We start from the raw sequence: 16,318 nt of genomic DNA, 5'->3' as shown, positions 1-16,318 counted from the left end.
ATGGAAGGTGACGAAATGTCAAAAATACCTGGCTAATGATAAGAGGAATGAAACATGCAGGCAAATTGGAGCCTTATCCTTAATGTGTTGTTATTAATGGGGGTCGTCATTGCTATTGGACGCTTAATGAAAGCGCGTCGTCGCAGTCTGACTCCTCCAGCTCTGTCTCCTTCTTTAGGGATAGCTGAAGGAAAGCCCTTTGACGAGATCATTGCAGTACGAAAAGTGAATTATGATTCGCAAAATGAATCCAGCGATGCCAATGATGCTCGCGCGAAGACACCATCCCATAAAGCAGAGATACGTGGAGAATCTCAAAGGCAATATAATTCTCCTCTTGATGCGGAAAACGGCAAACCACTAATGATGTTTTTGTCGGCTAAAGAAAATCGTCAATTGGCGGGTTATGAACTATTACAGACGGTTTTAGCGGCGGGCCTTCGTTTTGGCGAGGGACAATTATTTCATCGTCATCAATATGCTAACGGTCAAGGGCCTGTGCTTTGTAGTCTGGCGGCGGCAACGCCAAGTGGTACTTTTGATCTTCAGAATATCGGTGGATTTAGTGTTAGAGGGCTTTGTTTGTTTATGCAGGCTTCCGGGAACCCTACCATTGATGCTGAACGTTTTCATATTATGTACGAGACAGCAAAGCAACTCAGCGATGGTTTGGATACGTATTTGCTGGATGAACAGAAGCGGCCCTTATCCGAAAACAGTTTGGCCTATTATCGATCGGTATTGAATATCCAGGAAGATGAGGTTGCCTGAAACGCGGAATGCAAGCGAATGTCAGTCAGATGAGTAAACAGGATGTTGGTACTTAATAAAAAACAGGTCAGGTTATTTTCCAGGAGGATTTATGCCTAATCGAGAGAGTTCTAATCAGGATAGCCCTAATCAAGAGAGGGAAGTTCTAAAGCTGGACAATGCTCTTAAAAAAAACTGTTTCAAAATTCTATTTGATATACCCAAAGATCGATGGGCAGACGTTCCTGGTTCTTCCTATAGGTCTTTTCTTATAAATTCAAAGGTGGAATCACCACTCATTAAGCGTTTGATTTTTATGGGGGATAGCCTCTCTGATCGAGGAACGATGGAAGAGCGGAAGCTATTGAACATTTTTAGCATGGCTGCATTAAGTGGCTTAAAAGAGGCTTCTCCTGCGGGTCGTTTTACCAATGGCTATGTTTGGAATGATTTTTTTCTTTCAGGGCTTGCAGAAGGATTTGCTATAAAAATAGCACGCCGTGTTTTTAAAAAAGATGATGATATTGCCGATCGCATCATTTCCAATGATCAAAAATTGCTGAAAGAAATAGGCCAAAAGCCTGCCTATCATGTGAAGAAAAGAGCATACGCTGATGATGATATCTGTCACGGAAAAATCATACATACTTACGAAGAGCCTGGTTGTCACGACTTTACTTTGGCTAACGATAAAGGAATGCGGTATCGTGGTAAAACATGGGCACGCACAAATTGTGAAGGAGGGTTAACGGCGGCGAATTACAAATGGAAATTGACTCTGAATATACCGTTGCTTTTCAAGCGCTGGATTCTGAGTAACCTCGACAGTATGCGTAAGCAAATAATGAGTTTTGATTTGGAAAATGGGGTAACTTATCGCGATAAAAAAGAAACATTAATTATAGAATGGTCAGGGGGTAATGATCTTGTTACAGTAAATAATAAACCTGCCAGGGAGGCGGTTGAGCGGGCTGTACAGGCGAGAATTAACAATACACGTAAACTGCTTCGGGCCGGATATTCTCATTTCGTTATATTTAATCAACCTGATATATCATTGACCCCTCGTTTTCAAAGGCTTTCCGCAAAGCAACAGCATAATGCACAAACCTGCTCCAATCACATGAATGTGCGAATTGTAGAAGAATATAACAAATTAAAAGAAGAATTTCCTGATTGTACTTTTAATATATACGATGTGAATTCTATTTTACAAGATATCTATGATCATCCCGAAATGTATAAATTTGATCCGGCAAAAAAAACAATACCCTATAAAGATTCCCCTGATTTTGTAGAGAGAGATGGGGTATATCCAGCTCCCGGCTATATGTTTTGGGATGACATACATCCTATTGCTACGGGACATGCATATATTGGGCTGGATTTTTTTAATTGGGCTTGCGAGCTTTTCCGCTTTGAAGAACCTGATGCCGAGATTCATAATTTAAAACAGGAAACTCAGGAAGACATTTTAAAGCGCTTCATGCGCGCTTATCGTTATAATAAAACCAAGAATCAGGGATTAAATTTTTTTAATTGTAGTCAGTCTGGCTTGCCCCCGGATGCTACGTTGTCCCAGGTTATTTATCAAGCGCTGAAGGGAGATCCTCTTGTCAACAAGATATTGAAAAGGTTAGGTCTATTTGATAAATCAGGTCGGCCCGATTGCCGAATTCCTGCAATCGCTGAAGTGTTCCAGGAACCTGCAATATCCCAATTGTTAAAGGAAATAGCTTGCGAAAAGAAGTCCCGTGTCAACGGCAGTCAATCCATAGAACAGTTTGAAGCAGATCTGGTGAGTTGCGCTAATAATCAGTACACTAGGGTTTTAACCAGATAAAAGTAGCATGAACTTACAATCTATTGCGGCACTATTTAATAATTTCTGTTCTGAACAGATTGATGTCACCGGGGTTTGTATTGATAGTCGTAAGATTAAGCCAGGTAATTTGTTTGTGGCTTTACGCGGCGAAACATTTGATGGTCATGATTTTATTAAGGATGCTGCGACACAAGGTGCTGCGGCAATAATTTGCAATAATAGAGCGGAGCAAATTAAAATACCACAAATCCTGGTTGAGGATACATTACAGGCATTGGCAACATTAGCTGCGTACCATCGCCAGACCATTTCCTGCCCGGTTATTGCTCTGACTGGTAGTAATGGTAAAACGACGGTTAAAGAAATGATTGCCGCTATTTTGCCCCAACCCGCCCACGCTACTCAAGGTAATCTGAACAATCATATAGGCGCTCCCTTAAGCGTATTGCAATTGCAACCTGAGCACCGGTATGCCGTATTTGAACTGGGCGCCAGTCATCCAGGCGACATTGCTTACACAGTAGCAGCAGTACAGCCTCAGGTAGCCCTTGTTAATAACATCGCTCCTGCACATATTGAAGGGTTTGGGTCTATTGATGGCGTTGCGCGCAGCAAGGGAGAAATTTATCAAGGACTTAGGGCGGGTGGAACAGCTATTATTAATGACGATGATGAGTATGCGCATTTTTGGGATGATTTGCTGGTTAATAAAAAAATCATCCGTTTTTCCTTAGCAAAAGCCGTTGATGTTTACGCAAAGGATCTAACCTTTAATGAACAGGGATGCGCCCGGTTTATGCTGGTTTTGCCGGCAGGACAGGTAGACATCACCTTGCGGGTGCCTGGTGAGCATACGGTAAGCAATGCATTGGCAGCCGCAGCATGTTGTTATGCAGCCGGTATTTCTTTGTCAGCTATTCAGGAAGGATTACACCAGTTTCGAGGTGTTCCGGGCAGGATGACGTTTCTTGAGGGCAAAAATCAAGCGTTGATTATTGATGATACCTATAATGCTAATTTGCGTTCGGTACTAACGGCTGTTGCCGTATTGGCTAAACGGCGAGGTCGCCGTATTCTTGTTTTAGGGGATATGGGCGAGTTGGGTATCTGGGCTCAACAGCATCACGCAGAAATAGGACGGGCAGCTTATCAGCAAGGAATTGATTTGTTAATGACCTGCGGTATTCACAGTGAATCCAGCGCCAGGGCGTTTGGTTCTTCGGCTTTACATTATAAAACGCAAGAAGAGTTGGCGCGAGATTTGCTCTCTAAACTGGATAAAGAAACTACCGTTTTAGTAAAAGGTTCACGTTCAGCAGCAATGGAAAAAATTGTGCATCAACTGGTAGGTTGAACAGACAAGATTATGTTATGCTTGGCAACTTTTTGTGCGGCTTAAACAGGACGGTGAATACGAGTAAATGCCATTAGCACAAAGCCATTTGATTTAGGGTTTGCGGAATGATTCTGGCTCGCTCTGAATTGGTTAACTTTAATCTTACAAGGGGTAAAGAGATATGCTTTATTGGTTAACGCAGCTCTTACAAGGACAGTATCATGCGTTTAGAGTTTTTCAATATTTAACCTTTCGTTCAATTTTAGCTGCTTTAACGGCACTTCTGGTGGGGTTGTTTTGTGGTCCTTTAATGATTCGTTGGTTACGAAGTTTGCAAATCGGACAAATGGTGCGTGATGATGGCCCTCAAAGCCATCTATCCAAAGCAGGAACCCCCACAATGGGCGGCGTTTTAATTTTAGTAGCTGTTCTTTCCAGTTGCCTGTTATGGGGTGATTTACGTCAATCTGCTTTATGGTTAGTTCTTTTAGTGACCACAGGTTTTGGCCTAATTGGCTGGATTGATGATTACCGTAAAATAGTCCGCAAAAACTCCAAGGGCTTACCGGCACGTTGGAAATATTTGTGGCAATCACTCATTGCCCTTGTTGCTATCGTTTACCTCTATTGGAGTCCTGATCTGCCTGTTAGCTCCCAGTTAACGATTCCCTTTTTAAAGAACAGCTTTATTCATCTTGGTCCTTTATTTCCCGTCTTCGCTTATTTTGTCATAGTAGGGAGTAGTAATGCCGTTAATTTAACCGATGGATTGGATGGGTTAGCCATTATGCCTATTGTAATGGTGGGAGGCGCCTTAGGCATTTTTGCTTATGCGAGTTCCAATGTGTTATATGCCCATTATCTGGCAATTCCTTTCGTGCCTAATACAGGAGAGCTTACTATTTTTTGCTCAGCGCTTGTAGGTGCCGGTCTTGGTTTTCTCTGGTATAACAGTTATCCTGCTCAGGTATTTATGGGTGATGTTGGTTCTTTGGCACTTGGCGCTGCGTTAGGTACCGTCGCTATTATAGTAAGGCAAGAACTGGTATTGTTGATTATGGGTGGTTTATTTGTTATTGAAACATTATCGGTGATTTTGCAGGTTGGCTACTTTAAATATACGAAAGGGAAGCGTTTATTTCGCATGGCGCCGTTACACCATCATTTCGAGTTAAAAGGATGGTCTGAACCAAAAGTCATCGTCCGCTTCTGGATAATGACTGTCGTTTTTGTACTATGTGGTCTGGCAACTTTAAAACTACGTTAGGCGCAATTATGAACCAACCATTCTATCTGGTCGCAGGTCTTGGAAAAACCGGGCACTCTATTGCGGGTTATTTAAAACGGCGTAATAAACCTTTTATAGTTTTTGACACTCGGAAAGAAGTAGAGGGGTTAGCAGAATTCAGCGCCGAATTTCCTGGCGTTGATCTCTTTTTAGGCGAGTTGCCTGCAACGATTTATCCGCAACTGGCAGGCATTATTGCCAGTCCGGGCGTATCTCTTGACGAATCTTTTCTACGGCAGGCTTATAAGTTAGCTATTCCTGTTTTTGGGGATATTGAATGCCTGGCACGCGAAATATCAGCACCAGTCATAGCAATCACCGGTACCAACGGTAAATCAACCGTCACTACGCTGGTAGGAGAAATGGCGAAAGCTGCTGGTTTATCGGTTGCGGTTGCCGGAAATATTGGTTTGCCTGTTCTTGATTTATTAGACGATGGTCAGGATTATGCAATGTGGATATTGGAATTATCCAGTTTTCAACTCGATTTAACTTATTCCTTAAAACCTCTTGTAGCCGCCGTTCTTAATATTTCACCAGATCATTTAGATAGACATCACACCCTTGCAGCTTATGTCGCAGCCAAACATCGTATTTACCATCAGGCAAAATTTTCTGTATATAATCGAAATGATCAACAAACGTTGCCTGCTGAAAAATCGGTTGTATCAAGCAGTTTTGGTTTGGATGAACCCGCGTCAAACCATTGGGGAATTATTAAGAAAAAAGGTGTCAGTTATCTGGCTCAAGGGGATAAACTTTGGCTGGCGACTGATAAACTGCGCCTTAAGGGGAAGCATAATTGGCAAAATGCGTTGGCTGCCTGCGCTATAGCCACGGCCGCCGGTATTGATGCCGAGTCAATTATTAAAGCGTTAACGTCGTTTGCTGGCTTACCGCATCGGTGCCAGTGGGTGCGGACTCTTGATGAAGTGGACTGGATTAATGACTCCAAGGGAACCAATACTGGTGCCACGATTTCTGCCATTTCAGGCATAGGGAGTTCTATCGCCGGAAAAATGGTTCTCATTGCGGGAGGTTTGGGCAAGGGCGCTGATTTTACTGAGCTGCGCACATCGGTTGCTCATTACGTTCGCTCCGTGATTTTGATTGGGGAAGATGCTGACAAGATTGAACATGCGCTAATCGATGTTATACCGATCCTGCGTGCTCCTTCGTTGGAGAGCGCCGTGATGATGGCCAGGTCACAGGCAATGCCGGGTGATGTCGTGTTATTATCCCCTGCATGTGCCAGTTTTGACATGTTTCGTGATTTTAACCACCGTGGTGAATCGTTCGCCGCTTTGGTTGGTCAATTGTGAGTACAATGCACCCTCGTCATTATAACCAGCGCGGTAAACCCACACACAAGCCCATCGCGCTTTATGATAAATGGTTAATGGGGGCGGTATTGGCTTTATTAATTATTGGTTTGATGATGGTTGCTTCCAGTTCGGTGGTAATTTCTACTAAATATTATCATCAGCCGTTTCATTTTTTAATCCGACAGATTTGTTACCTTATTGTGGGTTTTTTTATTGCAATTATTGTAATGCGTATCGACAGTTCCGTGTGGGAAAAAATAAGCATGCCTTTATTGCTTGTTTGTTTATTCATGTTATTAATCGTTTTAATTCCCGGTATTGGTCGTTCTGTGAATGGGAGCCGTCGTTGGCTCGCTTTCGGGCCTATTGGGATTCAGGTTTCAGAACTTGCCAAAATGACAATGATTTTTTATGTGGCTGGATATCTGGTGCGACGACAGGCTCACGTTCAGCAAAGTATTTTTGGTTTTATAAAGCCCATGATCATCCTGGGTCTTGTTACCATTTTGCTTTTACAAGAGCCAGATTTTGGTGCTACCGTAGTTATTACTGGTACGGTCATGGCGATGTTGTTTTTGGCAGGTGTAAAGTTGCGTTATTATGCCGGTTTGATGGTGGTCGTTAGTGCCGGTTTGGCAATAATTGCCGTGTCATCCCCTTATCGTGTGGCGCGTTTGACGGCATTTCTTGACCCGTGGGCGGATCAGTTTAATTCAGGTTACCAATTAACCCAGTCTCTTATTGCATTTGGACGAGGCGGTTGGCTGGGTACTGGCCTGGGTGAAAGTGTGCAGAAAATGTTTTATCTGCCTGAGGCTCATACCGATTTTTTATTTGCGGTGTTAGCAGAAGAATTGGGATTATTAGGTGTTCTCCTGGTGCTGATTTTGTATAGTATACTAGTCATTCGTGGTTTAACAATAGGTTTTATTGCCTACAGCCAGGAGCGTTTGTTTGCTGCTTTTACAGCCTACGGGTTAACGTTCTGGCTTGGTTTGCAGGCTGCTATTAATATGGGAGTCAATTCAGGATTGTTACCCACAAAAGGTTTGACATTGCCGATGCTAAGCTATGGTGGAGCAAGTATTGTTATTAATTGTGTGGTTATTGCGCTTTTACTAAGGATTGATCATGAAAATCGTTGGCAAGCTCTGGGATTAAGATCGCTAACCTTATAATAAGGGGAACTTTGTGGATAACATGGGACATTTTTTATCGCCAAGGATGGGGCGAGTAGAACAAATTCATTTTGTTGGTATTGGTGGTGCCGGTATGTGCGGCATTGCTGAGGTTTTACATAATCAAGGCTATCGGATTACTGGCTCTGATCTCAGTGAGAGTCGAGTGATTCAACGTTTAAAGTCATTAGGTATTGACGTGTATATTGGTCATCAGGTTGAAAATATTGCTGGTGCAGACGTTGTAGTGCGCTCAACCGCTGTTGCCGCGGATAACCCGGAAATTGTGGCTGCTCAGGCTCAATTAATACCGGTTATTCCTCGTGCTGCCATGCTTGCGGAGTTAATGCGTTTTCGCCACGGCATTGCTATTGCAGGTACCCATGGGAAAACCACGACGACGAGTCTGGTCAGCAGTATACTGGCGGAAGGAGGGCTTGATCCCAGTTTTGTTATTGGGGGTAAACTGAATAGTTGTGATTCCAACGCTCAATTGGGAAAGTCTGCTTATTTTGTGGCTGAAGCAGATGAAAGTGACGCTTCGTTTTTATTTTTAAAACCAATGATGGCAGTAGTCACCAATATTGATGCTGATCATATGGGCACTTATGATGATAATTTTGATAAATTGCGTAATACGTTTATCGAGTTTTTACATCACTTGCCTTTTTATGGGTTAGCTGTTCTTTGTATTGAAGACGAAGAGGTATGCCGGATTTTACCCGCTATTCAACGCCCTTCTCGCACGTATGGTTTTCGTGAAGGCGCGCATTATCGGGCATTTGATTGGACTCAAAATGGTTTGCTCAGTGAATTTAATGTAGAGCGACCCGCGCCACATAACCCATTAAGTATCCAATTTAAGTGGCCAGGCCGTCATAATGTGCTTAATGCGTTGGCAGCCATTGCTATTGCTACCGAATTGGGTGTCAGTGATGACGCGATTATCAATGGTTTATTCAAATTTGAAGGGGTCGGCAGGCGTTTTCAAATGCTGGGCGAGCGTCGTTTTGAGCAAGGTTCAGCAATTGTAGTGGATGACTACGGCCATCATCCCCAGGAAATTAAATCAACGATTGAGGCATTCCGTCGTGTTTGGCCTGATAGACGTTTGATTCACGTATTTCAACCTCATCGTTATACTCGAACGCAATCGTTGTTTATGCAATTTGTTACCGCGCTAAGTTTGGCCGATGAATTATTATTATTGGATATTTACCCTGCCGGCGAGTCGGCAATTCCGGGTGTGTCAAGTGAAGAATTGCTGCAACAGATCAGGCAGCATAATTCTAACGCCCGATTGGTGACGGCCCGAAATCTTACACAAACTTTGGATGAAGTGATAAAAGATGGTAATGTTATTTTAATGCAGGGGGCCGGGAATGTAGGTCAATTGGCACTTAATTTAATGCAAACAACCAGAGAGCCAGTGTGAAAAATCCAGCGGAAACAGCTGTAAATCAGACAACGTGGCAAGGAGAGTTGCTTTTTAATGAACTCCTGGCTGATTACACGACCTGGCGAGTAGGCGGGCGTGCAAATAAATTATATAAACCTAAAAATATTACCGACCTGGCTTTGTTTATTAAACAGCTTCCCAGGGATGAGCCGTTATTATGGCTGGGTTTAGGTTCTAATTCACTAATCAGAGATCGGGGGTTTGCTGGTACGGTCGTATTAACCCAGGGATGTCTTAAAGACATTCATTTGATTGACGATAATCTTGTCCATGTTGAAGCGGGTGTTTCCTGTGCCACCATGGCAAGATTTTGTGCTCGTGCTAATCTTGCCGGTGGTGAGTTCTGGGCAGGCATTCCAGGGACAATGGGCGGTGCTTTGCGTATGAATGCGGGATGTTTTGGTGGAGAAACCTGGCAGTCAGTTATTGAGGTTGAAACGATGACTCGTGAAGGTGAAATAAAAATACGCCGACCGGAAGAGTTCGACATTGCTTATCGCCATGTCGCAGGTTTACAAGATGAATGGTTTGTTGCAGCAACCTGTCGTTTAAATAAAGGTGAGAAAGAAAAATCACTCCAGCTTATCAAGGAGTTACTGGCCCATCGTGCGAATACTCAACCGACCAGCGAATATAATTGCGGATCGGTTTTCAGAAACCCGCCCGGTAATTTTGCTGCTCGTCTTATTGAGTCCTGCGGCTTAAAAGGAAAACAACTTGGCGGTGCTATTGTTTCAACAAAACATGCCAATTTTATAATTAATCAACAAGGTAACGCGTTGGCCAGTGATATTGAATCGCTGATTGAATTAGTGCGTGATACCGTGCATCAGCAAACGAATATTGAATTAATTCGTGAGGTGCATATTATTGGAGATCGTAATGTCTAAAATAAACCTGCTGTTGCTCTATGGGGGCAAATCGGGTGAACATGAAATTTCATTAATTTCTGCGGCTTCGGTATTAGCGCATTTAAATGCTGATAAATATCATATTATTCCAGTGGGCATGGATAAAGAAGGTCGTTTTTATCAAAATGAGTATCAGGATTTGCTGGCTTTTAAAGAAAGTTTACCTGTCGTTACCCCGCGCTCCAGGTCTTTACCAAGTTTATTAGTCGATGGCCGTCTTTCGGTGGATGCTCAAATTGTTTTTCCTGTCGTTCACGGTCCTCTTTATGAAGATGGTTGTTTGCAGGGCCTGTTAAAACTCGCGGGTGTTGCCTACGTAGGATGTGACGTATTATCATCGGCTATTGGCATGGATAAGGACATGGCAAGACGGGTTGCTTGTACGGATAACATTCGTTCGGCCCGTTACCGCGTGTTGTCCTGGCATAGTACCGCTACAGAAAAACAGCAATTTTGTCAGCAGGTTATTGCTGAATTAGGTTGGCCTTTATTTGTGAAACCCTGTTCTCTGGGATCGAGCGTTGGTATTCATAAGGTAAAGAATATTGATGAATTATTGCATGCTATTGAAAATGCCTTGCGTTATGACGAAGCGATTTTAGTAGAGGAATTCATTGCTGGACGTGAAATAGAATTGGCCGTACTTGAACATCCCACTCCTTCCTCTCCACCACGTGTCAGTATAGCAGGAGAAATCTGTGTGAATCATGCCGATGGATTTTATTCGTATACGGCAAAATATTTGGAAAGCGGTCAGACAGATTTATATATCCCGGCCCAACTTGATGACAAACTAATAACACAGCTACAAGATATAGCAGGTAAAGTTTTTACGCGTTTGAAATGTAAAGGTATGGCGCGTGTCGACTTTTTTGTAAATGATCAAAGTGGCCAAATTTATTTTAATGAAATTAATACGCTTCCCGGATTCACTTCGATTAGCATGTATCCAAAATTATGGCAGGCCAGCGGACTCAGTTATTCTCAGCTCCTCGATGAGCTACTTAATTTAGCCATGACTCATCAGCGTTGTCGAGAGCAATTAGTAACCAGCTATCAATAATAATAACAAGAGGCTATCCAGGTGAACGAAAAAAGCCTTGCAATAATAAATGGTACCCGTTTAGAAAATGGGACAACTCGATGAAGACTAATCGGCGAGCAAACTATACTGGTTTCTTGATGGTTCTGATTTTTTTTGCCTTTATTTTGATTGCTCGCTTACTTTATTTATTTATTATTGATCCGCAGCGTTTTCCTATTCATACTGTTAAAATCGCTGCAAGTTATCAACATATTAGCCATAAACAACTGGAATCCATATTGACAAGGTATCTGGACAACAGTTTTTTTTCCTTGCCGGTGCGACGTTTACAAGCAGATTTAGCGGCTTTGGAGTGGGCAGAAAACGTTCAAATTGAACGTGTATGGCCTGATGTATTAAAAATTAAGCTAATTGAAAAAACTCCGGTTGCTATCTGGAATAACGCGTTGCTCACAGCAGAGGGGGAGTTGTTCAATGAAGGAAAGGTTTTAACCGATTCCTCATTGCCCCGTCTTCTTGGCCCTATTAATCAACAGAAGGAAGTCTTACAAGTTTATGAAAAAATGAGTAAGATATTATCAATATATGGTTTGCATGCGGCTTCACTGGAGTGGCGTGATAATCAAGCCTGGCAACTTACCCTGGCTAATGGTTTGCAGTTACGTTTAGGAAAACGGGATTTGGAATTACGAATAACTCGATTCTGTAAAGCCTATCCTGCTGTTTTTGCAGAGCGATCTGAGCAGTTGGCAAGCGTTGATTTACGGTATCCGCGAGGTATGGCGGTGCAATGGAAAAAATAAAGGGGTAGCTCTCAAATTAAAAGTTACTGAACGGAACGATAATGGCTAAAAAACAAGAAAAAAATATCATTACCGGTTTGGATATTGGCACATCCAAGGTGGTGGCGCTGATTGGTGAAGTGACTGCAGATGGCGCCATAGAAATTATTGGTCTGGGATGCCATCCTTCACGCGGATTGAAACGCGGAGTAGTTGTTGACATTGAAGCGACTGTCAACACGATTCAGCGCGCTGTGCAGGAAGCTGAACTGATGGCAGGCTGTGAAGTTCGGAGCGTCTATACAGGAATTGCAGGAAGCCATATTCGCAGTTTGAATTCTCATGGTATAGTTGCTATTCGCGACAAGGAAGTTTCTCAGGTCGATGTAGAGCGTGTTATTGATGCGGCCAAGGCAGTCGCTATTCCTGCCGATCAAAAAATTCTTCACATTTTACCGCAGGAATTTATTGTTGATAATCAAGGCAGTATTCGTGAGCCGGCAGGGATGGCGGGCGTTCGTCTTGAAGCCCGGGTACATATTGTAACCGGTGCTGTCAGTGCTGCTCAAAATATTATTAAATGCGTGCGCCGTTGTGGCCTTGAAGTGAATGACATTATCCTTGAGCAACTGGCTTCAAGCCATGCTGTGTTAACGGAGGACGAAAAAGAGTTAGGTGTTTGTTTGATTGATATCGGTGGAGGAACTACTGATATTGCTGTATTTTATGATGGCGCTATTCAATACACCGCTGTAATTCCAATTGCGGGTGATCAGGTCACCAATGATATTGCCATGGCATTGCGAACACCTACAAAAGCGGCGGAGGCCATTAAAATCAAGCATGCTTTTGCCATGCCTGAACTTGCCAAAACAAGCGATATGCTGGAAGTATTAAGCATGAATGAACGGCCAGGCCGGAAAATCTCGGCGAAGGTACTCTCTGAAGTAGTCTCTGCTCGCTATGAAGAATTATTTTCTTTGGTACGTAATGAATTAAGACGCCATGGTTTGGAGCAGCGCCTCGCTGCGGGTGTAGTTATCACAGGGGGCGGGTCTTGCGTTCAAGGCGGTATTGAATTGGCTGAAGTGTGTTTTGAAATGCCGGTTCGTCACGGTTATGCTCAACATCAACGAGTTTCAGGTCTGGTTGAAGCGACAGTCAATCCATCCCTGGCAACTTGTGTCGGTTTACTGTTGCATGGCTTTCAACAGCAATATGAAGGCAGTTATAATGTTCCTGCTCTGAACGATAGTAGTAAAGGGGTGTGGAGGCGTATGAAAGAATGGTTTCATGGTAATTTTTAGCTTGGGAATTACAGTCTAATTAATATTCTAATCGCAGAATTAGTGGAGAGGTCGAATGTTTGAAATAACGGAAAGACAGCAGGACATTGCCGTAATTACGGTCGTTGGTGTCGGTGGTGGCGGTGGAAATGCTGTACAGCACATGTTGGAACACCACATTGATGGCGTGCAATTTGTTTGCGCTAACACGGATGCGCAGGCACTACGAAATTCCAATGCAAAAATTCATATTCAATTGGGGGATGAGTTAACCAAAGGACTGGGTGCTGGTGCAAATCCCAAGATTGGCCGTGAAGCAGCGGAAGAAGATCGCGAGCGGATCAAAGAAGTGTTGGCAGGCGCTGACATGGTATTTATCACGGCCGGTATGGGAGGAGGAACGGGTACGGGGGCTGCGCCTGTTTTTGCAGAAGTTGCGAAAGAATTAGGCATTCTTACTGTGGCTGTCGTCACCAAGCCTTTTTCCTTTGAAGGAAAGCAACGAGCATTGGCTGCTGAAGAAGGAATTCAATGCCTGGCGCAACACGTTGATTCTCTGATTACTATTCCCAATAACAAATTACTCAGTGTTTTAGGTAAAAATATTAGTTTACTGAATGCGTTTAAAGCAGCAAACAATGTCCTTTTAGGCGCAGTAAAAGGTATTTCTGACCTCATAACCCGTCCCGGATTAATTAATGTCGATTTTGCTGATGTTCGTACAGTAATGTCTGAAATGGGCATGGCAATGATGGGAACAGGAAGTGCTACAGGTGAACAAAGAGCGCGGCAGGCAGCAGAAGCGGCTATTGCTTCGCCTTTATTGGAAGATGTTAATTTTTCGGGAGCGCGAGGTATTCTGGTCAATATTACTGCCGGTTTGGACATGTCCATTGGCGAATTTGAAGAAGTGGGCGATGTTGTTAAAGAGTTCATTTCGGATGATGCGACTGTTGTTGTTGGTACAGTGATTGATCCCGAAATGACCGATGAAATGCGAGTTACAGTGATTGTCACTGGTCTTGGTGGTAGTAACGATTCGCCGCGCACCCGTCAACAGCAAACTGTGATAGCAAAAACTCGCCTTGCTGATTCGACTCGTAGTGATGGTTCTTTTGATTATCAACAACTTGATAGACCTGCATTCATGCGTAAGCAGGCAACTGCCCCACTCAAATCGGTTAACGAATCGCCAGCTCCGGATGTCGATTATCTTGATATTCCTGCATTTTTGCGTCGTCAGGAAGAGAAAGAAGAGGCATAAAAAGTTATAGTTTTGTCGTTTTGGGACCCTATATACAGGTAAACGAATGTTATTCGTAATGGCTGACATTCGCAGGATACCTGATTGTAATCAGTTTGCCTGGAGGAATAATGTATTTTTTTAGGTCTAACTGGTTTTAAATACAATTAAAAAAGGAGTTTTTTGCATATCACGAGCGACAATCTTAGACAAATCAGTAATTTATTGCTATGATTTGCAGGTCTATTGCGCGCAAAATATGGGATATCGAAAAAGGTGATCACTGAATGATAAAACAAAGAACTCCTAAAAAAGTCATTCAAGCGACAGGCGTTGGTTTGCATTCCGGCGAAAAAGTTCTTCTTACTTTACACCCGGCTCCCATTAATACCGGCATTATTTTTAGACGTACTGATTTGAGTCCTGTGGTAGAAATTCCTGCGCTATATGATTGTGTTGGAGATACAATGCTTTGTACTTCACTGCAAAAAAATGGCGTGAAAGTAGCGACAGTGGAGCATTTGCTTTCTGCTTTTGCCGGTCTTGGTATTGACAATGCTTATGTGGATGTTAATGCATCCGAGCTACCCATCATGGATGGGAGTGCTGCACCTTTTGTTTTCTTAATTCAATCTGCGGGCATTCGCGAGCAAGGCGCTGCCAAGCGTTTTATTCGTATTTTAAAACCTATTCGTATTGAGGACGAGGACAAATACGTCCAGTTTTTACCTTACGATGGTTACAAAGTGTCTTTTACAATTGATTTCGACCACCCGGTATTTAATGATAAACCTCAAACAGCTACTTTTGATTTTTCCGCCACATCCTATGTAAAAGAAGTTTGTCGTGCAAGAACTTTTGGTTTTTTATCGGATTATGAAAAATTGCGTGAAGCCGATCTTGCAAAGGGAGGGAGTCTGGATAATGCGATTGTAGTTGATGATTACCGAGTATTGAACGAAGATGGGTTGCGTTTTGATAGCGAATTTGTTACCCATAAAGTTCTGGATGCAATTGGTGATTTGTATCTTTTGGGTTGTGGATTAATTGGTGCTTTTGAAGGGTATAAATCAGGCCATGGCCTCAATAATCGTTTGTTACGTGAACTAATGGTACGCCAGGATGCTTGGGAATACACCTATTTTGATGCGGAAAATTATCAACCCACGACAGCTTTTTGTCTTGCTCCTGTTGAAGTATAATTCGCATTTAAGAAGAATACCTACGTTCTTCAGCTTGTTTCAATGTTTTGTTATTTTATGGACAACTCATACTATTCATGCCTTAGCAAGTTGCAATGATTTGTATTGATCTATTCAATGATTTTATCCTGCGCTTTAATATCAGCTAACTGATAGAGTGCGTCTTTTAGCGGTTGATAAGAACAAAGCTCTCCTGCTGTCCGAATGCTATCTCGCGCAGAAGCGGATAAAGCCAGTTTATTAAGTTGTTTGGACGGTGTATGAACATCAGGTTCAGCGAGAGCAATCTTAATAGACGTTAATTGATATAAGCCAGCTTTTCGTAATTTATCACGTAGCTCGGGAAGATAATAACGCAGTTCGGTAGCCCAGGCTGCATTTGAAGCGATAAGAAGAAGACAGCCTCGATTAAATGCACCTGCCTGACAATGGCCGATTAAAGAAAAAGGTAAATAATCGTTTAGTTTTTTATTTAAGTCGTCCAGTTGTGTGGCTCGATGGCAAATATCCAGGAGTCGAGAGTTTAAACAATGGCTAATAGGACGCATTTAATTCACTTTGCTAATAAACGTTATTTTCGACAGGGGCAGGGTGAACACATCGAATAGTTGAGATCAACTCTGATCATTGGAAACATTAACATCCTCCACCTGAGCTATTACAATGTTTTCTCCGGTACAAAGATTAC

14 protein-coding genes are annotated in these 16,318 nt (G+C 42.8%); 13 read left to right on the top strand and 1 reads right to left on the bottom strand.

From position 1 onward, the window contains the following. Positions 1 to 54: 54 nt before the first annotated feature. The 13 genes from T345_RS0103870 to lpxC all read left to right on the top strand — a co-directional run bounded on the left by T345_RS0103870 (position 55) and on the right by lpxC (position 15,630). Positions 55 to 771, top strand: coding sequence for a cell division protein ZipA C-terminal FtsZ-binding domain-containing protein (locus tag T345_RS0103870; RefSeq protein WP_028388183.1), 717 nt, complete (start codon positions 55 to 57; stop codon positions 769 to 771). A gap of 91 nt (positions 772 to 862) precedes the next feature. Beyond that, on the top strand, positions 863 to 2,593 hold the full coding sequence (locus tag T345_RS0103865) for an SGNH/GDSL hydrolase family protein (RefSeq protein WP_028388182.1): 1,731 nt from the start codon (positions 863 to 865) through the stop codon (positions 2,591 to 2,593). Positions 2,594 to 2,600: 7 nt separating this feature from the next. Further along, a complete protein-coding gene (locus tag T345_RS0103860) occupies positions 2,601 to 3,929 on the top strand; it encodes a UDP-N-acetylmuramoyl-tripeptide--D-alanyl-D-alanine ligase (RefSeq protein WP_028388181.1) in 1,329 nt (442 codons plus the stop codon). Between the two features lie 163 nt (positions 3,930 to 4,092). Then, on the top strand, positions 4,093 to 5,178 hold the full coding sequence (gene mraY / locus T345_RS0103855) for a phospho-N-acetylmuramoyl-pentapeptide-transferase (protein ID WP_028388180.1): 1,086 nt from the start codon (positions 4,093 to 4,095) through the stop codon (positions 5,176 to 5,178). Positions 5,179 to 5,186: 8 nt separating this feature from the next. Next, the gene (gene murD / locus T345_RS0103850; protein ID WP_028388179.1) at positions 5,187 to 6,521 is read left to right on the top strand and encodes a UDP-N-acetylmuramoyl-L-alanine--D-glutamate ligase; all 1,335 of its coding nucleotides are present in this window, start codon (positions 5,187 to 5,189) and stop codon (positions 6,519 to 6,521) included. 5 nt (positions 6,522 to 6,526) lie between these two features. Beyond that, positions 6,527 to 7,702: a putative lipid II flippase FtsW gene (ftsW, locus tag T345_RS0103845; RefSeq protein WP_028388178.1), complete on the top strand. Its 1,176-nt coding sequence runs from the start codon at positions 6,527 to 6,529 to the stop codon at positions 7,700 to 7,702. Positions 7,703 to 7,724: 22 nt separating this feature from the next. After that, positions 7,725 to 9,137, top strand: a complete 1,413-nt coding sequence (murC, locus tag T345_RS0103840; RefSeq protein WP_423202086.1) for a UDP-N-acetylmuramate--L-alanine ligase — start codon at positions 7,725 to 7,727, stop codon at positions 9,135 to 9,137. Continuing rightward, positions 9,134 to 10,051, top strand: coding sequence for a UDP-N-acetylmuramate dehydrogenase (gene murB / locus T345_RS0103835; RefSeq protein ID WP_028388176.1), 918 nt, complete (start codon positions 9,134 to 9,136; stop codon positions 10,049 to 10,051). The genes murC and murB overlap by 4 nt, the downstream gene beginning before the upstream one ends. Beyond that, entirely contained in the window at positions 10,044 to 11,135 is a 1,092-nt protein-coding gene (locus T345_RS0103830; RefSeq protein WP_028388175.1) for a D-alanine--D-alanine ligase family protein, read from the top strand. The genes murB and T345_RS0103830 overlap by 8 nt, the downstream gene beginning before the upstream one ends. Positions 11,136 to 11,215: 80 nt before the next feature. After that, entirely contained in the window at positions 11,216 to 11,920 is a 705-nt protein-coding gene (locus T345_RS0103825; RefSeq protein ID WP_028388174.1) for a cell division protein FtsQ/DivIB, read from the top strand. Positions 11,921 to 11,961: 41 nt separating this feature from the next. After that, complete coding sequence (gene ftsA / locus T345_RS0103820) at positions 11,962 to 13,206, top strand: cell division protein FtsA (protein ID WP_028388173.1); 1,245 nt, start codon at positions 11,962 to 11,964, stop codon at positions 13,204 to 13,206. A gap of 55 nt (positions 13,207 to 13,261) precedes the next feature. Then, complete coding sequence (gene ftsZ / locus T345_RS0103815) at positions 13,262 to 14,449, top strand: cell division protein FtsZ (protein ID WP_028388172.1); 1,188 nt, start codon at positions 13,262 to 13,264, stop codon at positions 14,447 to 14,449. A 266-nt stretch (positions 14,450 to 14,715) separates the two neighbouring features. Then, on the top strand, positions 14,716 to 15,630 hold the full coding sequence (gene lpxC / locus T345_RS0103810) for a UDP-3-O-acyl-N-acetylglucosamine deacetylase (protein ID WP_028388171.1): 915 nt from the start codon (positions 14,716 to 14,718) through the stop codon (positions 15,628 to 15,630). 110 nt (positions 15,631 to 15,740) lie between these two features. On the opposite strand, the gene T345_RS0103805 is transcribed toward lpxC, so the two are convergent. Then, positions 15,741 to 16,178 (bottom strand): DciA family protein, encoded by a 438-nt coding sequence (locus T345_RS0103805; protein WP_028388170.1) that lies wholly within the window; start codon positions 16,176 to 16,178, stop codon positions 15,741 to 15,743. Positions 16,179 to 16,318 lie beyond the last annotated feature (140 nt).

It is taken from the genome of Legionella fairfieldensis ATCC 49588 (assembly GCF_000621525.1).
GTDB lineage: Bacteria > Pseudomonadota > Gammaproteobacteria > Legionellales > Legionellaceae > Tatlockia > Tatlockia fairfieldensis.
Note: the sequence above shows the minus strand (reverse complement) of the source record. Positions and strands in the feature narration are given on the sequence as shown.